Source organism: Sphingobium sp. 3R8 (assembly GCF_020166615.1).
GTDB classification, from domain to species: Bacteria; Pseudomonadota; Alphaproteobacteria; order Sphingomonadales; family Sphingomonadaceae; genus Sphingobium; species Sphingobium bisphenolicum.
On the sequence record NZ_JAIQXR010000007.1, the window covers coordinates 119,587 to 142,528 of the forward strand.

Below are 22,942 nucleotides of genomic sequence, written 5' to 3' on the forward strand. Positions count from 1 at the left end.
GGCCTTTCGATCCCGGCGGCGGCGCGATAGAAGGAACGCCAATAATGGTTTCGTGATGGAAAGGATGCCCGATGTCTGACGATTTCTTCCCGGTGCCGGAGGCATGGGCCAAGGACGCGCTGATGGACCGGGCGGCGCGCGACGCCGACTATGCGCGTTCGATCGAGGACAGCCACGCCTATTGGCTGGAACGGGCGCAGCGGCTGGACTGGATCGCGGCGCCGACCCTGACCAACGAAAGCAGTTTCGCCGAAGCCGATTTCGGCGTCACATGGTTCGCCGACGGCGTGCTGAACGTCAGCGCCAATTGCATCGACCGCCATCTGGCGCAGCGGGCGGACCAGACCGCCATCCTGTGGGAACCCGATTCGCCCGACGCGCAGCCGCGCCGCTACAGCTATGCCCAGCTGCACGAAGAGGTGTGCCGCCTCGCCAATGTGCTCAAGGCCGCCGGCGCGAAGAAGGGCGACCGCATCACCATCTATATGCCGATGATCCCGGAGGCCGCCTTCGCCCTGCTCGCCTGCGCCCGCATCGGCGCGGTCCACAGCGTCGTGTTCGGCGGTTTCTCGCCCGACGCGCTGGCCGGTCGCATCCAGGATTGCGATTCGAATATCGTCATCACCGCCGACGAAGGCCGCCGCGGCGGCAAGGCGGTGCCGCTCAAGGTCAATGTCGACGCCGCGCTCGTCCATTGCCCCAGCGTGAAGAAGGTCATCGTCGTCAAGGCGACCGGCGGGGCGGTGACGATGCAGGACGGCCGCGACCTGTGGCTGCATGAGGAAGCCGCCAAGACATCGCCCGACTGCCCGCCCGAACCGATGAACGCCGAAGACCCGCTGTTCATCCTCTACACCTCCGGCTCCACCGGCAAGCCCAAGGGCGTGCTGCACACGACCGGGGGCTATCTGCTCTGGGCGGCCCTCACGCACGAACTCTGCTTCGATTATCGCCCCGGCGACATCTACTGGTGCGCCGCCGATATCGGCTGGGTCACGGGCCACAGCTATATCGTCTATGGCCCGCTGGCGAACGGCGCGACCACGCTGATGTACGAAGGCGTCCCCAACTGGCCGACCCCCAGCCGCATCTGGGAAGTGGTGGACCGGCATCAGGTGCAGACCATCTTCACCGCCCCCACGGCGCTGCGCGCGCTGATGAAGGAAGGCGACGGCTTCGTCCATTCCACCAGCCGTGCCTCGCTGCGCCTGCTCGGCACGGTGGGCGAACCGATCAACCCGGAAGCCTGGCGCTGGTATCATGAAGTCGTGGGCGAAGGCCGCTGCCCGATCATCGACACCTGGTGGCAGACCGAGACGGGCGGCGCCATGATCGCCCCGACGCCGGGCGCCACCGATCTCAAGCCCGGCTCCGCCACCTTCCCCATGCCCGGCGTGGTGCCGCAGATCGTGGATGCGGAGGGCCATGTGCTGGACGGCGCGGCCGAGGGCAATCTCGTCATCGCGCAAAGCTGGCCGGGCCAGATGCGCACCGTCTGGGGCGATCATGACCGCTTCTTCCAGACCTATTTCACCACCTTCCCCGGCAAATATACCACCGGCGATGGCGCCCGGCGCGACGGCGACGGCTATTACTGGATCACCGGGCGCGTGGACGACGTCATCAACGTGTCGGGCCACCGCATGGGCACGGCGGAGGTCGAAAGCGCGCTGGTGCTGCATGAAAGCGTCGCGGAAGCCGCGGTCGTCGGCTTTCCCCACGACATCAAGGGCCAGGGCATCTACGCCTATGTGACGCTCAACAGCGGCGAGGATGCGACCGACGAGCTGCGCAGGACGCTGGTGAAATGGGTGCGCACCGAAATCGGCCCGATCGCCACGCCCGACGTCATCCAGTTCGCACCGGGCCTGCCCAAGACGCGGTCGGGCAAGATCATGCGCCGCATCCTGCGCAAGATCGCCGAGGGCAAGGTGTCCGCGCAGGCATTGGGCGATACCAGCACGCTGGCCGACCCGTCGGTGGTGGAAAATCTGGTCGCCAATCGTCAGGGATAGGGCGTCGGGTCGCCCGCGATTCGTTCCGCAATGATGCCAGGGCCGTCGGGTAGGATGGTCCTGGCGTCCGGCAGACATCCGTAAGAAGGAGCCGCCTATGGCCCGCTACACATCCGTCGCCCGCACCCTGCACTGGGCGATCGCCATCCTGATCCTCCTCAACCTCTTTTTCGGCTTCGCTCATGACGCCCTGCCCAAGGAGTGGGCGGTGATGCCGGTCCACAAGTCGATCGGCCTGACCGTGCTGGCGCTGACGCTGCTGCGGATCGTCTGGCGGCTGATCCACCCCGCCCCGCCACTGCCCGCTGCGATGCCGGCGTGGCAAAAGGGCGCGGCCCATGCGACGCATGTCCTTTTCTACGCGCTGATGCTGATCCTGCCGCTGTCGGGCTGGATCATGTCATCGGCGGGTACGCGGCCGCTCAACTGGTTCTTCCTGTTCGACGTGCCGAAATTCGGCGTGGGCAAGGAAGACGCCATCGTCGGTCTGTCACGCGGGGCGCATGAACTGCTGCCCTGGCTGTGGGTCGCGCTGATCCTGCTGCATGTCGGCGCCGCCTTGCGCCATCATTTCATGCTCAAGGACGATGTGCTGCGACGGATGCTGTGAGCGGCGGGGCGACCATGGTCGCCCCGGCCGGCCCTCATCCTCTCTCGCGTTCGGGCTTGTGGGTGCACTCCCGCACGTCGAGCGCCTGCAATGTCGCCGCCATATGCTTGGCCAGCGGCTCCGCGCGCGGCTCTTCCGCGACCGGCTCGGCCTTGGACAGGCTGTTCATCCGGCTGCCGAGCAATTTGCACTCCGCCCGCCACCCCTTCATCGTTACGATGCGCTTGCGACTCTCGGTCTTGTAAACACTACAGAATTGCGGAAGCATTTGCGCCCAATAGGGAAACTGGAACCCCTGCGAGATGATCGTCGAGGTCGTGCCCTGACAGGCCTGCGCCACTGCGCCCAGATCGCCGGTATCGGCTGCGGCGGATACCCGTTCGGCATGGTCGGCCCAATTCTTCCAGCCGGTCGCCTTGTCCGCCGCCCACGCCGTACCGGTCAACGTCGCCACAGCCAGCAATCCCGAAACCAATAGAAAATGTTTCTTCATAACACCCCCTCTCGACCCAAGAGGAAAGCTAACAGAAGCGACAAGAAATACTAATGAATTGCGCGTCGGATGCGGGGCATATACTTCAGATCAATTCACCGGTCAGCAACCGCGGCAGCGCACCCGACTGCCCGCGCGCTTCCGCCATGAAGCGTCCCTTGAGCGCGCCGCTGCGCTGCACCGCCGCCAGACCGGCACGCCGCACCAGCGACGGCAATTTGCCCGGCACGTCGAACAGCCGCACCAGCCCGTCCATCGCCACGCTGGTCATCATCGAATCGAGGCCACGCCAGCGCTGGTAGCGCGCCAGCAATTGCGCATCGCCCGGATCGAGGCCCAGGCGCATGCCCTCCACCAGCACCTCGACCAGCGCGGCGACGTCGCGGAAGCCAAGGTTCACGCCCTGCCCCGCGATCGGATGGATCGCATGGGCGCTGTCGCCCACCAGCGCCAGCCGGGTGTCGGTGATCCGGGCCGCATGATGGAAGCCGAGCGGATAGGAGGAGCGCGGCCCCGCCAGTGCAATCTCACCCAGAAAACCGCCGATCCGCTTCTGCGCTTCGGCCAGCCAGGCGCGTTCGGACAATTTCATCATCGCCGGCGCCTGCTCGGTCGGCACCGTCCATACCACGGCGGAGCGGGTGCCCGGCAGCATCGGCAACAGTGCGAAGGGGCCGCCGACATAGAAAATCTCATAGGCCGTATTGGCGTGCGGCACCTCATGGTCGATCGCCGTGACCATGGCGGTGTGCTTATATTGCCAGCGGGTGGTGTTGATCCCCGCCGCCTCGCGCGTGGGGCTGTTGCGCCCCTCCGCCGCGACCAGCAGCGCCCCCTGGATGGTGGCGCCGCTCGCCAGCGTCAACGTCACGCCATCGGCGTTGCGATCGACATGGATCGCGCGGTCGGGCTGGAAACGGGTGAGGTTGACGGCTTCGTCCGCCGTCTGCGCCAGCGCCACGCGCAGGTCGCGATTGGGGACCATCGTGCCCATCACGCCGTCGTCGGCGTCCGGCGCGAAATCCAGCGCGCCCGGCGCCAGCCCGTCGCTGACCCAGATACGGTCGATCGGGCAGCCCTTGCCTTCCAGATGCCTGCCCACGCCGATGGCGGTCATCATCGCATAGCTGGTCGAACTGATCGCCGACACGCGGCCGTCGAACCCGGCGGCGGTCACGCCGACCGGATCGGCGGGGTCGATCACGGCGGTCTTCACGCCATGGCCGGAAAGAGCGATGCCCAGAGTGAGGCCGACAAGCCCACCCCCCAAAATCACGACGTCGAAGCGTTCCATGGGGCTGTGTCTAGGCGTTTGGGAGGGGATTGGGAAGTAGAGCAATCCTTAATTCCGTTCGGGCCGAGCCTGTCGAAGGGGCTTTCCTTCCGTCAAAAAGGAAAGCCCCTTCGACAAGCTCAGGGCGAACGGAACTGGGTTTGCCGCTTAAGTTAAACCGTCCGGACCCAACCGGCCGGGTCGGCGACCACGCCGCGCTGAATGCCGGTCAGTTCGGCGCGCAGCGTCTCCGTCACCAGCCCGCCATCGCCATTGCCGATGGTGAAGTCCCCGTCCGTGCTCTTGACCGTGCCGATCGCGGTGACGACCGCCGCCGTGCCGCAGGCGAAGGCTTCGCGCAGCGTGCCGCTGGCGGCGTCGGCGCGCCACTGGGCGAAGCTATAGGGCTCCTCGCGCACGGCATGACCCTTGGCGCGGGCCAGGTCGATGATCGAATTGCGGGTGATGCCGGGCAGGATCGTGCCCCCCAGCGGCGGGGTGACGATCGACCCGTCGTCCATCACGAAGAAGACGTTCATGCCGCCCAGCTCCTCGACCCACTTATTCTCCGCAGCATCGAGGAAGACGACCTGGTCGCAGCCATGGCCGATCGCTTCCTTCTGCGCGACGAGGCTCGCGGCATAATTGCCGCCGCATTTGGCCGCGCCGGTGCCGCCGCGCGCCGCGCGGGTATAATGTTCCGACACCCACAGGGTCACGGCCTTCTTGCCGCCCTTGAAATAGGCGCCGGCGGGCGAAGCGATGACGCAGAAAATATATTCGTTGGAAGGGCGGACGCCCAGGAACGTCTCACTCGCGAACAGGAAGGGGCGCAGATAGAGGCTGCCTTCGCCGGTCGGAATCCAGTCGGCGTCGATCTTCACCAATTGCTCGACCGCTTCCAGGAACAAGTCTTCCGGGATCGCCGGCATCGCCAGCCGTTCGGCCGATGCGGCGAAGCGGCGGGCATTCTCTTCCGGGCGGAACATGGCGATGCTGCCATCTTCCAGCCGATAGGCCTTCATCCCCTCGAAGATTTCCTGCGCATAATGCAGCACGGCGCAGGCGGGATCGAGCTGGAAGGGTTCGCGCGGGCCAACGGCATGGCTGTGCCAGCCCTGCCCCTCCGTATAGCGAATCGTCACCATATGGTCGGTGAAGAGCCGGCCGAAGCCCGGATCTTCCAGCAGCACCGCGCGCGCGTCAGCCGCCACAGCCTTGGTGCTGGGGGTAACGGTGAAACGCGACTTCTGCTCGACGGCCATGGTGAGTCTCCTTTTCTGGCTCGGATCGGCCGCCTATGTCACAGAGCAGCCTGCGAAACAATGGGTCATGCTTACTGACTAATTCTACAATTGGAAAAAGGCCGATTGTCCCCCGCTGGCCCCTTCCCGCCCGCGCGACGTCCTTGTATCGCTTGCGCCATGCATTTTTTCTCGGACAACGCCACCCCCATCAGCCCCGCCGTGATGGCGGCCATCGCCGCGGCCGACCAGGCCGACCATGGCTATGATGGCGACGCCTGGAGCGCACGGCTGGACGGGGCGTTCAGCGCCCTGTTCGACACCCCGGTCAGCACCCCGGTCCATGCGCTGTGGATCGCGACCGGCACGGCGGCGAACAGCATCGCGCTGGCGTGCCTCTGTCCGCCCTATGGCGGCGTGATCTGCCATGAGGAAGCGCATATCGTCGTCGATGAATGCGGCGCGCCGGGCTTCTTCACCCATGGCGCGACGCTGATGCCGCTCCCCGGCGAAGGCGCGAAGCTGACGCCGGACATCGTCGCCGACCGGCTGAAGGCGATCCGTCCCGACGTGCATCAGGTGCCGGCCCGCGCGATCAGCATCACCAACGCCACCGAATATGGTCTGGTCTACAGCCCGGACGAAGTCGCGGCGCTGGGCGAACTGGCCAGGGCGCATGGCCTGGGCTTTCACATGGATGGCGCGCGCTTCGCCAATGCGGTCGCGCATCTGGGCTGCGCGCCCGCCGACGTCACCTGGCGCGCGGGGGTGGATGCGCTCAGCTTCGGCTGCGTCAAAAATGGCGGCATGATCGGCGAGGCGTTGCTCTTCTTCGGCGAACAGGCCGCAGCGCGCGCGGCCGAAGCGAAGCGCTGGCGCAAGCGGTCGGGGCATCTCTTCTCCAAGGGCCGCTATCTCGCCGCCCAGATTTTGGCGATGGTCGAGGGCGACCTGTGGCTGGCCAATGCCCGCGCGGCCAATGCGGCGGCGCGGGCGCTTGCCGGTGGCGCCGCCGGCCGCCTGCTCCACCCGGTGCAGGCGAACGAACTGTTCATCCGCCTGTCCGCCGACGAGGCCGCCCTGTTGCGCGCGCAGGGCTTCGATTTCTACGACTGGGGCGAGGGCGCGGCGCGGCTGGTCACCAACTGGGCGCAGGACGCGGCCAGCGTCGCGCCGCTGGCGCAGGCGCTCAAGGCGCTCACCGATGGCTGAGAGCAGATCGAACGGCGTCATCCTGCCTTTCATCCTCGTCACGCTGATCTGGAGTTCGACCTGGATCGTGATCCGCGACCAGATCGGCTCGGTCCCGGCCAGTTGGTCGGTCTGCTACCGTTTCCTGCTCGCCGGCATCGCCATGGCCGCCTTCGCCCGACTGCGCGGCGTGTCGCTCAATATCGGCGGGGCGGGCCTGCTCTACGCTGCGCTGCTGGGCGTGGCGCAGTTCGTCCTGAACTTCAACTTCGTCTATCGGGCGGAACATTATCTGACCTCCGGCGTGGTCGCGGTCGTCTATGCGATGCTGCTGATCCCCAATTCGATCCTCGCCTGGCTGATCTTCCGGGTGTCGGTAAGCCGCGCCTTCATCGGCGGGTCGCTGGTCGCGGTGACGGGCATCATACTCATGCTGCTGCACGAATATCATGCCGCCCCAATGCAAAACGATATAGCTCGGCCCGACATGGTGCTGCTGGGCGCGGCCTTCTCGCTCGCCGGCCTGATGAGCGCCTCGGCCGCCAATGTCATGCAGGGCATGGACATCGCCCGGCGGCTGCCGATGGTGGCGGTGCTGGCCTGGGCGATGCTGATCGGCGCCGGGGTGGACGCGCTCTTCGCCTGGGCCACCGTCGGCCCGCCGCAGTTCGACATGCGGTGGGGCTATGTGCTGGGCATAGGCTGGCTGGGGATCGCCGGGTCGGTCGTGACCTTCCCGCTCTACTTCACCCTGATCCAGCGCATGGGCGCGGGCCGCGCCGCCTATACCAGCGTGCTGATCCCGGTGATCGCGATGCTGATCTCCACCGTGGCGGAGGGCTATCGCTGGAGCGCGCTGGCGATCGTCGGCGCGCTGCTGGCGATCGCGGGGATGGGCATCGCGCTGCGCTCGAAGGCGGCTTAGCGCATCGTGCGGAAAAGCAGGAACCGGTTTTCCGCTAAAAACGATGCGAAAACAAAAAACCAGAGCGTCCGGCCCGCGTTCGATTAAACGCAGCGCGCGCTAGCGCATCGCCCCCGGCTGGTAGCGCCGCTTGGCGGCATCGACCTTGGCGAGCAGGCTGGCGACCGATTCGGGCGAAGTCGCGGGGCGGCCGGGCGCGGACAGATGCTGCATCCGGTCGCTGAGCGCGGAAAAGGCCTTGTCGATACGGGTCATGGGATCGTCCTCGCTGAATGACGATCCCGTCTTCGCGTGATCCGGTTAACAAGGCGTAAACCATGCGCCGATCGCCTTACAGGCAGGCGCGCAACCCCTGGCAGTAGGTCGGATAGAGCGGCGCCCAGCCCAGCAGCCGCTTCGCCCGGCCATTGGCGACGCGGCGATTTTCGGCATAGAAGCCGCGCGCCATCGGCGACAGGGCCGCTTCCCCCATGGTCTGGAGCGGCGGCCAGGGCCGGCCCAGCAGGTCGCAGGCCGCCTCGATCACGTCATTCTGCGCGCACGGCAGGTCGTCAGCCAGATTATAGACGCCGGGCGGTCCATCGAAGCTGGCGATCGCCCCGGCGACGATGTCATCCACATGGACGCGGCTGAAGACCTGATCGGGCAGGGCGATGCGATGCGCCTTCCCCTCGCGCACCCGGTCCAGCGCCGATCGCCCCGGCCCATAGATGCCCGGCAGGCGAAAGCGGCGCATGTCGGGACGCAGCGCGCCCCAGTCGGCGTCGGCGGCGGCCCGCGCGGTGCGCCGCCCCTGCCCCACCGGGCTGGCCTCATCCACCCAGGCGCCGGCCGCATCGCCATAGACGCCGGTGGACGACAGATAGCCGGTCCACAACGCCGGCGCGGCGGCGATGGCCTGGCCATAGCGGATCAGCACGGGGTCCACGCCTCCTTCGGGCGGGACGGAGGAGAGAATGTGGGTCGCGCCGGCGATGGCGGCGCGGACGGCGGGCTCGTCATCGAAGGCGAGGATATCCGAGGCGGCGTGACGCCTGACGCCGGTAACCCGCCACCCTTCCCCACGCAGGCGACCGGCCAGCCGAGCGGCGGTATAGCCCATGCCGAGGACGAGCAGATGCGGCATTACAACCCACCTCCGTTCGGCTGTTACGCCCTAGACCGTGAAGCTCTCGCCACAGCCGCAACTGCCCTTGGCGTTGGGGTTGTTGAAGACGAAACCGGCGGTGAAATCATCCTCCACCCAGTCCATCGTCGATCCGATCAGGTACAGCACCGACGCGCCGTCGATATAGAGCACCCCGCCCGGCGTCTCGATCTTCTCGTCGAACGTCGTCTCTTCCGACACATAGTCGACCGAATAGGCCAGGCCCGAACAGCCGCGCTTGGGGGTGGAGAGCTTGACCCCGATCGCGCCCTCGGGCGCTTGGCGCATCAGTTCAGCGATGCGCGCCTGCGACGTCGGCGTCAGGATGACGGCGGCGGGGCGCGCGCGGGTCTTGGTCTGCACGTCGGTCATCAGAGCATCCCCAGTTCCAGCTTCGCCTCGTCGCTCATCTTCTGCGGGTCCCATGGCGGATCCCAGACCAGATTGACCTGCGCATCGCCCACGCCCGGCACCGCGCCGACACGCAGTTCGACTTCGCCCGGCATGGATTCGGCGACCGGGCAATGCGGCGTCGTCAGCGTCATGGTGACGACGGCATGGCCATCGTCCGTCACGTCGACCCCGTAGATCAGGCCCAGATCATAGATGTTGACCGGGATTTCCGGATCGAAAATCTCCTTCAGCGCCTCGATGATCGCGTCATATAGATCGCCCCCCGGTTCGCCGGCCGGCACGTCGCTGGGCTTGGCGGACAGGAAGCCGTCCAGATAGTCGCGCTGGCGCGGCGCCGCATCCGCGGCCTCTTCGACGCGCGCCTTGGGCGGGGTTTCGACCGCCTCGACTTCCTCGATCATGATCTTATGCTCTTCGCTCATCCGAAGATTTTCCTTACCCGTTCAAGTCCGCGCACCAGCGCATCCACGTCGCTCTCGTCGCTATAGATGCCGAAGCTGGCCCGTGCGGTCGCCTCGACGCCCAGATGCCGCATCAGCGGCTGTGCGCAATGATGGCCGGCCCGGATCGCGACGCCCGTTTCGTCCAATATGGTGCCGACATCATGCGGATGCACCCCCTCCACCTCGAAAGAGAGGATTCCCGCGCTGTCGTCCGGCCCGAACAGGCGGACGCTGTTGATATTCTCCAGCGCCGCCCGCGCCTTGGCCACCAGTGCGCACTCATGGGCGTGGACCCTGTCCAACCCGATGCCCTGTACATAGTCGATCGCCGCCGAAAGCCCGACGACGCCGGTGATGTGCGGCGTCCCCGCCTCGAACCGGGTCGGCGCGGGCGCGTAGGTGGTCTTTTCGAACGTCACCTTGTCGATCATCGATCCGCCGCCCTGATAGGGGGGCATGGCGTCCAGCAGTTCGGCCCGCCCCCACAGCACGCCGATGCCGGTCGGGCCATAGAGTTTGTGCGCGGAAAAGACGTAGAAATCGCAGTCCATCGCAGCCACGTCGATCGCCAGCCGCGGCACCGCCTGGCAGCCGTCGATCAATATCTTCGCGCCCACCATATGGGCGATGTCGGCGGCGCGGCGCACGTCCAGCACGCTGCCTAGCACGTTGGACACATGGGCCAGCGCAACCATCCGGTGCTGCGGCGTAATCATCGCGCGCATCGCGTCGAGGTCGATCTTGCCGTCCTGCGTCAGCGGCACGACATCGATCGCCGCGCCGACTTTCTCCGCGACGATCTGCCACGGCACGATATTGCTGTGATGCTCCAGCGTGGACAGCAGGATGCGGTCGCCCGCCTTGAGCTGCGTCCCGGCCCAGCATTGCGCGACCAGGTTGATCCCCTCGGTCGCGCCGCGGACATAGACGATTTCCCCGTCGCTCGCCGCGCCGATGAAGCCCGCCACCTTCCGCCGCGCCGCTTCATAGGCGAGCGTCATATTGGCCGACCGCTCGTACACGCCGCGATGCACCGTCGCATAGTCCGGGCCATAGGCGCGCGCGATCGCGTCGATCACGGGGTTGGGCTTTTGCGCGGTGGCGGCGCTATCGAGATAGTGCCAGTCCCCGACACCGGGAAAATCGTCCCGCAGCCGCAAAGTCTGGGCCAGATCGGTCATACCAGGGCCTCCAGCTTGGCGATCGCGGCCGCTTCCAGCACATCCTTGACCGCCTCGTCCGCAACATCGTCGAACACGCCCGCGACGAAGGAGCGCAGCAGCAGCGTCTTGGCCGTCGCCGGGTCCATGCCCCGGCTGGCCATGTAGAAAAGCGCCGTCTTGTCCAGTTCGCCCACGGTCGCGCCATGGGCGCATTTCACGTCGTCGGCGAAGATTTCCAGCTCCGGCTTGGCGTTCGCCGTCGCCGTGCGGTCCAGCAGCATCGCCTTGATCGACTGGAAGGCGTCGGTGCGCTGCGCATCGCGCGCGACATTGATGCTGCCCAGATAGCTGCCGGTCGCACGCTGCCCCAGGATCGACCGGATCGTCTGGCCGCTGGTCGAATCGGGCTTGGCATGGGTGACGCTGGTGATGATCTCCAGCGTCTGGTCGCCGCCGCCCAATATCGCGCCATTGAGCTCGAAATGCGCCTGGCTGCCGAGCGTCACGGTGAAGGTCACACGCCCCAGCTTGCCGCCGATATTCAACACATGGAAATCGCACCGCGCCCCGTCGGCGATGGTGATGACATAGTCATGCACCGCCGCCGTCCCATCCGCCGCGTCCTGCACCAGATGATGACGCGCCGTATCGCCTTCGGCCACGTCGATCCGCGTCGGCGCGGGCGTCGGCCAAATCGCGGCGACAGCCTCGACATCGCTATAGCGCCAGTCTTCGTCCTTGCGCGTGGGGAGAGCGAGCACAGTCATTCCCCGCCTCCGTTCGCTTCGAGCGAAGTCGAGAAGCGGCTAGCGCTGCGCCTGCGCTTCTCGACCTTGGCCTGTCCTGAGCGCCTGCCTTGGCAGGCCGTCGAATGGCTCGAAACGAACGGCTGTTGTATTGCATTGCTCACGCCGCCACCACCTCGGCATAGCCTTCCCGTTCCAGCTCCAGCGCCAGTTCCGGCCCGCCCGACTTCACGATCCGGCCGGCCGCCAGCACATGGACGAAGTCCGGCTTCACATAGTCGAGCAGCCGCTGATAATGGGTGATGAGCAGCACGGCCTTGTCGCTCTTGCGCATGATCGCGTTGATCCCCGCGCCCACGATCTTCAATGCGTCGATGTCGAGGCCGGAGTCCGTCTCGTCGAGGATGGCGAGCCTGGGATCGAGGATGCCCATCTGCACCATTTCGGCGCGCTTCTTCTCGCCACCCGAAAAGCCGACATTCACCGGCCGCTTGAGCATTTCCATGTCGAGGCCCAGCAGCGCGGCTTTTTCCTTGGCGAGGCGGATGAACTCGCCGCCGTTCAGTTCCTTCTCGCCCCGCGCGCGGCGCTGGCTATTGAGGCTTTCGCGCAGGAATTGGAGGTTGGAGACGCCGGGAATCTCGACCGGATATTGGAAGCCCAGGAACAGCCCGGCGGCGGCGCGCTCATGCGGCTCCAGTTCGAACAGGTCCGCACCCTCGAACGTCGCCGTGCCGCCGGTCACATCATAGCCCGGCCGCCCGCCCAGCGTATAGGCCAGCGTCGACTTGCCCGCGCCGTTCGGCCCCATGATCGCATGGATTTCGCCCGCGTTGATGGTCAGCGACAATCCCTTCAGGATCGCCTTGCCGTCGATTTCGTTGGTCAGATTGTCGATCGTCAGCATCTCTTACCCCTTATGCGCCCGCTCGAGCGTCCGCGCGGTCCAGAACGCCATGTCGCGCACGTCGCCCGGCGCGGGGAACAGCGTGTCGATATGCCGCTTGATCGGCATATAGGGCCACCAGTCGGCATCCGGCTCCGGCGCGCCCTTTTCCAGCAGCGCGACGACGAATTCGCTGACCGGCCCCATGCGGGCCAGGTTGGGCGCCTTCGCCTTGTGGAACGTCTTGTCCTTGCGCAGCTTCTCGGTGAAGGCGACGTCGCCGGCCTCCAGCGCCGCGCGACTCTGCGCCTCATAGGCGTCGAGGTCGCCGAAATCGGCGCGCGCACGCGGCTCCAGCTCGCCCTCTTCCAGCTCATAATCCTCGGTCAGGATCCGGATCGCGGCGGTCCATGACTGGCCATTGCCGACATCCTCCGCAAAATCCGCGAGGGCATCCTGAATATCGTCTTCGTCGCTCATCTAGTCACTCGTCTTTTCATTGATCTCGAAAAGCCCCTCCCCTTCAGGGGAGGGGTTGGGGTGGGGGTTGTGCCAACGGTCAGGTGCAGTCTCCAAAACAGCCAGCAACCTTTCGCACACACCTTCCAAATTCGTCATCACATCAGCATTCCCGAAACGAATGACGTGATAGCCCTGTTCGCTCAGCCGATGATCACGCTCAGAATCCGAACCATCAGCGTGCGTATCGCCGTCGATCTCAACGATGACGGCTTTCTGCGGACACAGAAAATCAGCAACAGCGTAACCGGCAACCGCCTGCCGTCGGAATTTATAGCCGCCCAGCTTTGAACCCGACAGGACACGCCAAAGCCGCTTTTCCGGCTCGGTCGGATCGTGCCGCATCTTGCGCGCACGATCTTGCATCGTAGAAAGCTGCCGCACGGACAGCCCCCACCCCCGGCCCCTCCCCTGAAGGGGAGGGGAGTCCATGGGTTGCCCCTTGTCCCTCACCCCACGCTGCCTTCCAGCGAAATCCCCAGCAGCTTCTGCGCCTCGACCGCAAACTCCATCGGCAACTGCTGCAGCACTTCGCGCGCGAAGCCGTTCACGATCAGCGACACCGCGCTCTCCGCATCCAGCCCGCGCTGCATCGCATAGAAAAGCTGGTCGTCGGAAATCTTTGACGTCGTCGCCTCATGCTCGATCTGCGCGCTCGGATTGCGCACCTCGATATAGGGCACGGTATGCGCGCCGCACTGGTCCCCCAGCAGCAGGCTGTCGCACTGCGTGAAGTTGCGTACGCCCTCCGCCCCCGGCGCCACGCGCACCAGCCCGCGATAGGTGTTGTTCGACCGCCCGGCGCTGATCCCCTTCGACACGATGGTCGACCGCGACCCCTTGCCGTTATGGATCATCTTGGTGCCGGTGTCGGCCTGCTGCCTGTTGTTGGTCAGCGCCACCGAGTAGAACTCGCCCACGCTATTCTCACCATTCAGCACACAGGACGGATATTTCCAGGTGATCGCGGACCCCGTCTCGACCTGCGTCCACGACACCTTGCTGTTCCTGCCCTGACACAGCGCCCGCTTGGTCACGAAATTATAGATGCCGCCCTTGCCGTCGGCGTCGCCGGGATACCAGTTCTGGACGGTCGAATATTTGATCTCCGCATCGTCCAGCGCGACCAGTTCGACGACGGCCGCGTGCAACTGATTCTCGTCGCGCATCGGCGCCGTGCAGCCTTCCAGATAAGAGACATAGCTGCCCTCGTCCGCGACGATCAGAGTCCGCTCGAACTGCCCCGTATTCTCCGCATTGATGCGAAAATAGGTGGACAATTCCATCGGGCAACGCACCCCCTTGGGGATATAAACGAACGTCCCGTCGGAAAAGACCGCGCAGTTCAATGTCGCGAAATAATTGTCGTGCATCGGCACGACCTTGCCCAGCCATTTGCGGATCAGGTCGGGATATTCCCGCACCGCTTCGCTGATCGAGCGGAAGATGACCCCCGCCTCCTCCAGTTCCTTGCGGAAGGTGGTCGCGACCGACACGCTGTCGAACACCGCGTCCACCGCGACCCGGCGCGAACCCTTCACCCCTGCCAGCACTTCCTGTTCGGCAATGGGAATACCCAGCTTCTTGTAGGTCGCCAAAATCTCAGGATCGACCTCGTCCAGGCTATCCAGCTCCACCTTCTTCTTCGGCTCGGCGTAATAATAGGCGTCCTGATAATCGATCGGCGGGACGTTCAGCTTCGCCCAGTCGGGCGGCGTCATCGTCTTCCACATGGCAAACGCCTTCAGCCGCCAGTCGAGCAGCCATTGCGGCTCCTTCTTCTTGGCGGAAATGAAGCGGACCGTATCCTCGTTCAGCCCCTTGGGCGCGAAATCCTGTTCGATCGCCGACGACCAGCCATGTTCGTAGGTGGAGGCGCGATCGGCCGCCTCCTGCGCTTCGGCGTTACGGCCAGAATAGCCTTGAACGGTGGTTGCTTGTTCGGTCATGCCATTTCTCTGCTAAGGCTGGCGATGGTGACGCCGGCAAGGGCGGATCGGATCGCTTCATTGGCCACGTTCATATGCGGGCGGATGCGGCAGTCGGTTTCCAGATTGCAGTCATGCGCGCCCTGCTCGTTGCAGGCGGTCATGGCGATCGGCCCTTCGACCGCCTCCACCACATCGGCCAGCGTGATCGTGGCGGGCGGGCGCGACAGCCGCACGCCGCCGCCCGTGCCGCGGCTCGATTCGAGCAACCCGGCCGCCGACAGCCGGCTCACCAGCTTCTGGGCGGTAGGCAGCGGAATGCCGGTTTCGGCGCTCAATGTGGTCGCGTTCATCTTCGCTACGCGCTGCGATTCCGCCGGGGCAAGCCCAGCGTGGCCGCAATGGCGCGCGGCGGCGGACATCAACACGACCGCATAGTCGGCAAAGCTCGATAATTTCATATCAATTGCGAACCATTCTCAAATCGGACTGATTCCATCCGATTGGCCGCATGTGGTCCGCCGAGCGCGGATAATCAAGGCAATTTTGCTTGGCCGCCCTTAACTCAGGCGATTCAGCACCGCCACGTCGCCGCCCAGCGAGCGGCGCAACAACGTCAGTTGCGCCACCGCGGACGGCTCGGTCTGCAACTGGTGCGGCGTAAGGCCGATGAAATGCTTGATCTCCCGGATGAAGTGCGACTGGTCGTAAAAGCCGCCCTCCTCGCAAAGCTGCTGCCAGCTCACTCCGTCCAGCGCGATGCGCGCGGAACAGCGCAGGGCCCGATATTTGCGCGCCAGCAGCTTGGGCGCCGCGCCATAATATTTATTGGCAAGGCGGGCGAGCTGGCGCGGCGACAGGCCGGTGGTTTCGGCCAGCACCTCGATCCGCGGCGATCCTTCGTCCATCAGCCAGGCGTCGATCGCCGCCAGCAATTCCCACGTCGCGGGGCGCAGCGGTCGCGTCAGCCGCCCCAGTTCGCTCCAGCACAGCCCGGCCATCGCGTCGGCATCGTCGCCCAGCGCGCGCAACCTGTCCAGCAGCCGGGCATAGACGTCGCCCCGTTCGGCCGCGAGATCGCACAGCCCGTCCGCCAGCGCGCTGGCGTCGCCGCCGTGCAGCGCCAGCCAGCCGGCGGGCAGCAGGGAAATGCCCATCACCCGCAACGGCCGGTCGACTTCGAATCGAGTCGCGCCCATGGTCGGCCCCAGCAGGCAGACGTCGGGCGTCGCCATCACGGTTCCGTCCTGGAAATGATAGTCGCCGCCACCCTCCAGCATCAGCCGCAACTGCGGCACGTCGGCGCGGGTGAAGTCGGCATAGCGATCGGCCGCGACGGTGAAATAATAGAGCGATCCGAAATAGGCGCGCAGATGCGCAGGCGGTGCGAAATAGCGCAGCCGGACAGGCCCCTGCGCGGCATCGACCGTATAGGACAGCGGCCCGCGGTCATCCGGCAACGCGACTGCGTGCGCCACATTATCGCTGTGATGCGACCCCATTTTTTCACCCCTGCCGGTCACTATGCGCCAACACGGGCGCGGCGCAAGCGGCCGGACGGAAAAATTGTAAAGTTTTTCGACAGCTAGCAGCCGAAGCCCAAAAAAATGACCCGGCGGTTTGCACCGCCGGGTCAGTAAAAGGTCTCATTGGCCATAGGCCAGAGAGCCTTCGGGTCGCAAGGCGGCTTTACGCCCGAATCACAGCAACTTTATTGGATGAAACGGACATTTTCGGCGCGCAAACGGTCTCATTCATGACGTTTCTTGTCATGAAATAACCCGAACCCTCCGCTGTTGCCCCATGGCCACAGTGACTCGACGGACGAAGGGTCCGCTGGCATAGGCAGGGCCATGTCCTATCGCCTGATCCGCCCGCTGCTGTTCGCCCTGGATGCCGAGCGCGCCCACCATCTCTCGATCGCCGCGCTGCGGCTGATGCCGACGCCTGCGCCGCTGGCGCCCGACCCGATGCTGGAGTCGGTGGTGGCGGGAATCCGCTTTCCCAACCCGGTCGGCCTGGCCGCGGGCTATGACAAGGACGGGCGCATCGCCCACAAGATGCACGGGCTGGGCTTCGGATTCGCCGAACTGGGCACGCTGACCCCGCTGGCCCAGCCGGGCAATCCCCAGCCGCGCCTGTTCCGCCTGGTCGAGGACCGCGCCGTCATCAACCGCTTCGGCTTCAACAATGGCGGCCAGGGCGCCGCGGCGGACCGGATCGCGCGCTATCGCCGGCCGGTGGAGAGCGGCGGCCCGGTGATCGGCATCAATATCGGCGCGAACAAGGACGCGACCGCGGCCGGGCGCGGCATCGCCGACTATGCGACCGGCGTCACCTGCATGGCGCCGCTGGCCGACTATCTGACCGTCAACATCTCCTCCCCCAACACGCCGGGCCTGCGGGCGTTGCAGGGCCGGGCGGCGCTCGACGATCTGCTCTCGGCGGTGATGGCCGCGCGGGGCGCGGGAACGACGCCCATCTTCCTGAAAGTCGCCCCCGACCTGGAACCGGCCGATGTCGAGGATATCGCCGCCGCCTGCCTCGACCATCGCGTCGATGCGCTGATCGTCTCCAACACCACCATCACTCGCCCCGCGCTGCGATCGGCCCAGGCTAGCGAAGCGGGCGGCCTGTCCGGCGCGCCGCTGACCGGCCTGTCGCTGGCGCGGCTCAAGGACTTTCGCCGCCTCACCGGCACCCGCCTGCCCCTGATCGGCGTGGGCGGCATCGCCAATGCGGAACAGGCCTATGCCCGCCTCCGCGCCGGCGCCTTGCTGGTCCAGCTCTACAGCGCGCTGGTCTATGAAGGGCCGTATCTCGCGAAACGGATCAATGCCGGGCTGAAGGCGCTGATGGCGCGGGATGGCGTGAAAACGATCGGCGAGGCGATCGGGGTCGACGTGCGATAGGATCGCGTCAGGGGCGATGCAGCGTCACTTTGAGCGTCTCGAAATCCGCCGGGCCGGACGAATGTTCATGCACGATCCGCCACCGACCGTCCCGACGCCGAAGGGACCAGCTCGTCCTGTTTTCCAGCGCGCGCAATTCTTCGCCCGATGGCGCGACGGCGGCGTAGCGCGTCGTGGCGCACCAGACGGCCCAGTCGTCCCCGACCAGACTCTTCTCCGGCGTGAATGTGACTTTGACGCGCTCTTCGCCCAGGGATGCAAACCAGTCCCGCACCATGGCCGCCCATGCATCCCGGCCTTCATAAGACCATGGCCCCCATGCATCGAAGACAAGCACGTCCATGTCGTATAAGGACAGGAAAGCGGCCTCGTCTTTCTCGTAGACGGCCAGGGCATATGCGTCCGCGAGTGTATCTATGCTGTCCATATGCCGATGCTAACGCCTGTATCGCCTGTCTGCTATCGCGAAAGTCGGTCTGGACGAGCCGGCTGTTGTTGATCGCGACCGCCCAGAACCGCCACAAAGGGTTGCCGCGCGCAACCTTATGGCTAGGGTGACGGCCATGATCTCCCGCCTTCCCGGCCTGCTGGCCCCGCTCGCCCTCCTCGCCCTCATCCCCGCGTCCGCCCTCGCCCGCGAGCCGGTGTCGACCAACGCCACCGTGTCCGCCGCCGATCCGCGCGCGGCGCAGGCGGGGCAGGAGATATTGCGCAGGGGCGGCAGCGCGACCGATGCCGCGATCGCGATGATGCTGACGTTGAACGTCGTGGAACCGCATAATAGCGGCATCGGCGGCGGTGGATTCCTGATGCATCATGACGGCGCGACCGGCCTGCTGGAATCGATCGATGGGCGCGAAACCGCGCCGGCCGCTGCCCGGCCGGATCGCTTCATGGGACCGGACGGCAAGCCCCTGCCCTTCATTCAGGCCTGGCCGGGCGGCTATTCGGCCGGCGTGCCGGGCAATCTGCGCATGGCGTGGGACGCGCACAAGAAATGGGGCAAGCTGCCCTGGGCCGATCTGTTCGCGCCCGCGATCCGCTACGCGCAGGATGGCTTCGACCTGGGCGAACGCACCGCCACAGCGCTGCGCGCGACCCAGAGCATCTGGGCCGACTTCCCCGAAATCCAGAAAGCCTTCTGGATCGACGGCGCCCCGCCGCCGGTCGGCACCCACCTCAAAAACCTGCCGCTCGCCGCCCTGTTCAAGCGGATCGCGGCGGAAGGCCCGGACGCCTTCTACACCGGCGAAAACGCCCGCCTCATCAGCCAGGCCGTCACCCATGCGCCCAAGAATCCGGTGCCGATGGCGGAAGCGGATCTGGCCGGCTATCAGGCCAAGCCGCGCAGGCCGGTCTGCGGTCATTATCGCGCCTATACCGTCTGCGGCATGGGGCCGGCGTCGGCCGGTGGCGTCACCGTGCTGGAGATTCTCGGCATGGTCGAACGCTTCCCGCTCGCCCAATGGGGCAAGGACGATCCACGTAGCTGGCATGTCATCGGCGAAGCGATGCAACTGGCCTATGCCGATCGCGACACATGGCTGGGCGATCCCGATTTCGTGTCGGTGCCGGTCAGCGGCATGATCGATCCCGCCTATCTGAAACAGCGCTCGTCGCTCATCCGCCTGAACAAAGCATTGAATGTCTACAAGCCCGGCACGCCCCCCGGCGCACGGCCGCGCACCGCGTCGCTGCCCCAGCCCGAAAGCGGCACCAGCCATTTCGTCGCGGTGGATCGCAATGGCGACATCGCCGCCTGGACCTCCACGATCGAAAGCTTCTTCGGCAGCCAGCTGATCGCCAATGGCGTGATCCTCAACAATGAACTGACCGATTTCAGCTTCACGCCCGAAAAGGACGGCAAGCCGGTCGCCAACCGGGTGGAGGCGGGCAAGCGCCCCCTCTCCTCCATGTCGCCGACCATCGTCTATGACGACAAGGGCACGCCGATCTTCACCGTCGGCGCGGCGGGCGGCAAGACCATCATCATGCAGGTCGCCAAGGCGCTGATCGCGCATTTCGACTGGGGCCTGTCCGCGCAGGAGTCGATCGCGCACGGCCTCCTCTTCTTCAACGGCGACGGGCTGGTGCTGGAACAGGGCACCTCGCTCGAAGCCATGAAAGCGCCGCTGGAGAAACTGGGCCACCGCGTCAGCGTCAACCGCATGGGCCTCAAGGCCAATGCCGCCGAACGCATGGCCGACGGCCACTGGGTCGGCGCCGCCGACCCGCGCAGTCCGGGGGTTTCGTTGCAGGAGTAAAGCCGGCCTTCGGCCTGCTCCGTTCGCAATGACGGATCACCCCTTCAAATCCAGCCCCGCGACGTTGAAGTCGAACGGCGCGGTCTGCGCCTTGCCGTCCACCACCAGGTCGACCTTCACGCTCTTGGCCTTCCTGATCACATCATAGGCCCCCTGCGATGGCGCGATCGCGATACCGTCGTCATTGGTCGCCATCCGCCCCTGCCATTCGTGGCGCTTGCCGTCGTCGGTGGTGGCCGTGATCCGGCAATCCGACAGGTCGCAGGTGAAGGGCGCGCCGACCAGCTTGACCGTCACGTCCGCGCCGCCTTCCTTGAGCGGCTGGACCAGCAGGACCGAGAAAGTGTCGGGCGCGGTCATCGTCTGCACGCTGTTGGCGCTGCCGATATAGGCGACCTTGGGCTTGCCGCCCTCACCGCCCTCATATTTCCAGACCTGGCCGATCTGCTCGCGCTGGGTCGGTGCCTTGGGTGTCTTGTCGCCGCAGGCCGCCAGCGTGGCGACGGCTGCGATCATCATGATGGCGCGCATTGCGTCCTGTCCTTCCGATATGGTTACGGAAGGACAATGTCTGAACCGGCCGGGAGTTTCCTTAAGCGGTGTAACGGGCGGCCGTATCGCGGATCAGCGCGATCATGTTGGGAATGCCCTGGGTGCGGTTGGAACTGAGTTGGTTGCGGAGGTCGAACGGCGCCAGCGCGCCCTCTATGTCCGCCGCCGCGATCTCGGCCGGCGCGCGGTCCTGCACGGTCAGCAGCACCAGCGCGATGATCCCCTTGGTGATCGCGGCATTGCTGTCCGCCAGGAAATGCAGCCGGCCATCATCGAGGACGGTGGGATAGACCCACACCGCCGCCGAACAGCCGCGCACCAGGGTCGCGTCGGTCTTGAGCGCGTCGGGCATATCCTCCAGCCCGCGCCCCAGGTCGATCAGCAGGCGATAGCGATCGTCCGCGTCCAGAAATGCATAGTCTTCCTGGAGATCGGCGAGATGGGGCTGGTCGGTCATGGCCGCCCATATAGGGGCAAATGCAGAAAGCGGAACCCGCTTTGCAGGCCCGCCTGGGCGGAATGTCGATCAGCTCGTGACCTTGCACCCCTTGGCCGCCGCCTGCCCGCGCAGATAGCCGCGCCGCGCGACGCCCGCCGTCACCGCCGCCTGCAAGCGCCGCTCGGCCGGGGCCGCGCCGCTGATCTCGCGCACCAGTCCGCGGAACGGGATGAGCGAATTGACGATCGTCTTGCCGACCGCCTCGGCGATCTTGCCGGTGCGATTCTCGTTCGCCTTCGCGCCGACGGTAAAATCCTCGCCCAGCACGGCGTTGAGTTCGGCGAGCGACGCCTTCAGCCCCTTGCACGTGCGCGACGGCGGGGCGGCATAGGGATTTTCCACCGCTTTCAGCAGCACGGGCGGAATCTCGTCCTTGTCCAGGCCGATGTCGCGCGCCGGCTGGGTGGCGATGTTGCCGGCCTTGTCCAGCGTGCCGTCGCGGCGCTTTTCCGGTTCCTGCCCAGCCGCCTCCTGCCTGGCCGCTTCCTGCTTGGCCTGCTCCGGTTTCGCCGGCGCCTGGGCCAGCGCAGCGCCCGGCACCAACATGGTCAGGGCAATAGTCATGGTCGTCAATTTCATGGTCGTCCTCCCGGTTTGTCAAACCAGCGACGCGCCATGTCGGTTCCGGACCGAAACGATTGTGGCGCAAGACAAGTCGCCGCCCCCGCGCTATGCGGCAGGCTCCATCCCGCAGGAGATGTTTCTTGTCCCGATCCGACGCGCGCTGCACCATCGCCTCGTCCGCTCTGTCCGCCGCCATCGATCCGCTCGGCGCGGAACTTTGGTCGCTACAGGACGCCGCCGGACGCGAATTGATGACCGACGCCGATCCGCGCTGGTGGACCGGCCATGCGCCGCTGCTCTTCCCCTTCGTCGGCCGGTCGCGCGGCGACGTCTATCGGCTGGACGGGCAGGACTATCCCATGCCCCAGCACGGCTTCGCCCGCCACAGCCCCTTCCTAGTCGTCGAGCAGGACGACGACCGGCTGTTCCTGCGGCTGGAAGCGGACAGCGCGACGCGCGCCGCCTATCCCTTCGACTTCCGCCTCGACATGGCCTTTGCCATCGAAGGCGCGACGCTATGCATGACCGCGACCGTCACGAACCGGGGGGAGGCGGCCATGCCGTTCAGCTTCGGCTATCATCCCGCCTTCGCCTGGCCGCTGCCCTATGGCGGCGCGGCGGAGGATCACCGCATCGTCTTCGAGCAGCCCGAACCCGCCCCGATCCGCAAGGTCGGCCATGAACCCGGCCTCATTGCCCGCGAAAGCTTCCCATCCCCAGTGGAGGGCGACACGCTCATCCCCACCCACGCCCTATTCGAAGGCGACGCCCTGATCTGGGACGATCTCAATAGCCGCTCGCTGACCTGGGGCGTGCCCGGCCAACCGCACCTCAAAATCGATTTCCCCGACACCCCCTGGCTCGGCCTGTGGCAGAAACCGGGCGCCCATTATCTGTGCGTCGAACCCTGGGCCGGGATGGCCGACCTTGTAGGCTTCACCGGCGATGTCTGGGACAAGCAGGGCATATTGTGCCTGCTGCCCGGCGACAGCCGATCCTTCCGCATGGACGTGACGTTGGTGGACGTGTAACGGGCGCTTTTCGGTTTCCATTCGCCCTGAGCGAAGTCGAAGGGCACGCCTGAACGAAGTGAAGGCACTTCGCTCCGCTCAGTGGCAGGCTTCGACTTCGCTCAGCCGAACGGGTTTATTTAT

Annotated in this window: 26 protein-coding genes; 7 read left to right on the plus strand and 19 right to left on the minus strand. The window is 65.9% G+C overall.

Translation table 11 applies throughout. The features are described 5' to 3' along the window. The first annotated feature begins 71 nt into the window (after positions 1–71). On the plus strand, positions 72–2,015 hold the full coding sequence (gene acs / locus K9B33_RS08950; RefSeq protein ID WP_224548190.1) for an acetate--CoA ligase: 1,944 nt from the start codon (positions 72–74) through the stop codon (positions 2,013–2,015). Between the two features lie 97 nt (positions 2,016–2,112). Beyond that, complete coding sequence (locus K9B33_RS08955; RefSeq protein WP_224548192.1) at positions 2,113–2,625, plus strand: cytochrome b; 513 nt, start codon at positions 2,113–2,115, stop codon at positions 2,623–2,625. A gap of 34 nt (positions 2,626–2,659) precedes the next feature. On the opposite strand, the gene K9B33_RS08960 is transcribed toward K9B33_RS08955, so the two are convergent. The 3 genes from K9B33_RS08960 to K9B33_RS08970 form a co-directional block, all read right to left on the minus strand. Further along, positions 2,660–3,118 (minus strand): hypothetical protein, encoded by a 459-nt coding sequence (locus K9B33_RS08960; protein WP_224548193.1) that lies wholly within the window; start codon positions 3,116–3,118, stop codon positions 2,660–2,662. 85 nt (positions 3,119–3,203) lie between these two features. After that, positions 3,204–4,412 (minus strand): UbiH/UbiF/VisC/COQ6 family ubiquinone biosynthesis hydroxylase, encoded by a 1,209-nt coding sequence (locus K9B33_RS08965; protein ID WP_224548194.1) that lies wholly within the window; start codon positions 4,410–4,412, stop codon positions 3,204–3,206. Positions 4,413–4,564: 152 nt separating this feature from the next. Next, positions 4,565–5,656, minus strand: a complete 1,092-nt coding sequence (locus K9B33_RS08970) for a branched-chain amino acid aminotransferase (protein WP_224548196.1) — start codon at positions 5,654–5,656, stop codon at positions 4,565–4,567. 159 nt (positions 5,657–5,815) lie between these two features. Between K9B33_RS08970 and K9B33_RS08975 the strand changes: the two genes are divergently transcribed. Both K9B33_RS08975 and K9B33_RS08980 read left to right on the plus strand, forming a co-directional pair. Then, positions 5,816–6,847 (plus strand): threonine aldolase family protein, encoded by a 1,032-nt coding sequence (locus K9B33_RS08975; protein WP_224548199.1) that lies wholly within the window; start codon positions 5,816–5,818, stop codon positions 6,845–6,847. Beyond that, the gene (locus K9B33_RS08980; protein WP_224548201.1) at positions 6,840–7,751 is read left to right on the plus strand and encodes a DMT family transporter; all 912 of its coding nucleotides are present in this window, start codon (positions 6,840–6,842) and stop codon (positions 7,749–7,751) included. Before K9B33_RS08975 ends, K9B33_RS08980 begins: the two co-directional genes overlap by 8 nt. Positions 7,752–7,850: 99 nt before the next feature. On the opposite strand, the gene K9B33_RS08985 is transcribed toward K9B33_RS08980, so the two are convergent. From K9B33_RS08985 to K9B33_RS09040, 12 genes are all read right to left on the minus strand, one after another. Continuing rightward, positions 7,851–8,006, minus strand: a complete 156-nt coding sequence (locus K9B33_RS08985; RefSeq protein ID WP_224548202.1) for a hypothetical protein — start codon at positions 8,004–8,006, stop codon at positions 7,851–7,853. Between the two features lie 76 nt (positions 8,007–8,082). Next, positions 8,083–8,877 carry an SDR family NAD(P)-dependent oxidoreductase gene (locus K9B33_RS08990; RefSeq protein ID WP_224548203.1) on the minus strand — a complete coding sequence of 265 codons (795 nt, stop codon included), beginning with the start codon at positions 8,875–8,877 and terminating at the stop codon, positions 8,083–8,085. Between the two features lie 30 nt (positions 8,878–8,907). Next, the gene (locus tag K9B33_RS08995) at positions 8,908–9,270 is read right to left on the minus strand and encodes a HesB/IscA family protein (protein WP_224548204.1); all 363 of its coding nucleotides are present in this window, start codon (positions 9,268–9,270) and stop codon (positions 8,908–8,910) included. After that, a complete protein-coding gene (locus K9B33_RS09000; protein WP_224548205.1) occupies positions 9,270–9,734 on the minus strand; it encodes an SUF system Fe-S cluster assembly protein in 465 nt (154 codons plus the stop codon). The genes K9B33_RS08995 and K9B33_RS09000 overlap by 1 nt, the downstream gene beginning before the upstream one ends. After that, positions 9,731–10,936 (minus strand): aminotransferase class V-fold PLP-dependent enzyme, encoded by a 1,206-nt coding sequence (locus tag K9B33_RS09005; protein ID WP_224548206.1) that lies wholly within the window; start codon positions 10,934–10,936, stop codon positions 9,731–9,733. The genes K9B33_RS09000 and K9B33_RS09005 overlap by 4 nt, the downstream gene beginning before the upstream one ends. Further along, positions 10,933–11,685, minus strand: a complete 753-nt coding sequence (locus tag K9B33_RS09010) for a SufD family Fe-S cluster assembly protein (RefSeq protein ID WP_224548207.1) — start codon at positions 11,683–11,685, stop codon at positions 10,933–10,935. Before K9B33_RS09010 ends, K9B33_RS09005 begins: the two co-directional genes overlap by 4 nt. 139 nt (positions 11,686–11,824) lie before the next feature. Beyond that, complete coding sequence (sufC, locus tag K9B33_RS09015; protein WP_224548208.1) at positions 11,825–12,571, minus strand: Fe-S cluster assembly ATPase SufC; 747 nt, start codon at positions 12,569–12,571, stop codon at positions 11,825–11,827. Between the two features lie 3 nt (positions 12,572–12,574). Next, positions 12,575–13,030, minus strand: coding sequence for a hypothetical protein (locus K9B33_RS09020; protein ID WP_224548209.1), 456 nt, complete (start codon positions 13,028–13,030; stop codon positions 12,575–12,577). Continuing rightward, a complete protein-coding gene (locus K9B33_RS09025) occupies positions 13,031–13,501 on the minus strand; it encodes an endonuclease domain-containing protein (protein WP_224548210.1) in 471 nt (156 codons plus the stop codon). Between the two features lie 17 nt (positions 13,502–13,518). Next, a complete protein-coding gene (gene sufB / locus K9B33_RS09030) occupies positions 13,519–15,018 on the minus strand; it encodes a Fe-S cluster assembly protein SufB (protein ID WP_224548211.1) in 1,500 nt (499 codons plus the stop codon). Continuing rightward, a complete protein-coding gene (locus tag K9B33_RS09035) occupies positions 15,015–15,458 on the minus strand; it encodes an RrF2 family transcriptional regulator (RefSeq protein WP_224548213.1) in 444 nt (147 codons plus the stop codon). The genes sufB and K9B33_RS09035 overlap by 4 nt, the downstream gene beginning before the upstream one ends. Positions 15,459–15,557: 99 nt before the next feature. Further along, positions 15,558–16,499 carry a helix-turn-helix domain-containing protein gene (locus K9B33_RS09040; protein WP_224548214.1) on the minus strand — a complete coding sequence of 314 codons (942 nt, stop codon included), beginning with the start codon at positions 16,497–16,499 and terminating at the stop codon, positions 15,558–15,560. 351 nt (positions 16,500–16,850) lie between these two features. Between K9B33_RS09040 and K9B33_RS09045 the strand changes: the two genes are divergently transcribed. Further along, complete coding sequence (locus K9B33_RS09045; protein ID WP_224548216.1) at positions 16,851–17,909, plus strand: quinone-dependent dihydroorotate dehydrogenase; 1,059 nt, start codon at positions 16,851–16,853, stop codon at positions 17,907–17,909. A gap of 7 nt (positions 17,910–17,916) precedes the next feature. On the opposite strand, the gene K9B33_RS09050 is transcribed toward K9B33_RS09045, so the two are convergent. Beyond that, positions 17,917–18,336, minus strand: coding sequence for a YybH family protein (locus tag K9B33_RS09050; protein ID WP_224548217.1), 420 nt, complete (start codon positions 18,334–18,336; stop codon positions 17,917–17,919). Between the two features lie 136 nt (positions 18,337–18,472). Between K9B33_RS09050 and ggt the strand changes: the two genes are divergently transcribed. Further along, entirely contained in the window at positions 18,473–20,173 is a 1,701-nt protein-coding gene (gene ggt / locus K9B33_RS09055; RefSeq protein ID WP_224548218.1) for a gamma-glutamyltransferase, read from the plus strand. Between the two features lie 36 nt (positions 20,174–20,209). Here ggt and K9B33_RS09060 read toward each other — a convergent pair whose 3' ends face one another. From K9B33_RS09060 to K9B33_RS09070, 3 genes are all read right to left on the minus strand, one after another. Beyond that, entirely contained in the window at positions 20,210–20,704 is a 495-nt protein-coding gene (locus K9B33_RS09060) for a hypothetical protein (RefSeq protein ID WP_224548219.1), read from the minus strand. Positions 20,705–20,765: 61 nt separating this feature from the next. Next, complete coding sequence (locus tag K9B33_RS09065) at positions 20,766–21,182, minus strand: SufE family protein (RefSeq protein ID WP_224548220.1); 417 nt, start codon at positions 21,180–21,182, stop codon at positions 20,766–20,768. A gap of 69 nt (positions 21,183–21,251) precedes the next feature. Then, positions 21,252–21,803 carry a hypothetical protein gene (locus K9B33_RS09070; RefSeq protein ID WP_224548221.1) on the minus strand — a complete coding sequence of 184 codons (552 nt, stop codon included), beginning with the start codon at positions 21,801–21,803 and terminating at the stop codon, positions 21,252–21,254. A gap of 125 nt (positions 21,804–21,928) precedes the next feature. Between K9B33_RS09070 and K9B33_RS09075 the strand changes: the two genes are divergently transcribed. After that, positions 21,929–22,819, plus strand: a complete 891-nt coding sequence (locus K9B33_RS09075; protein ID WP_224548222.1) for an aldose 1-epimerase family protein — start codon at positions 21,929–21,931, stop codon at positions 22,817–22,819. Positions 22,820–22,942: the final 123 nt, after the last annotated feature.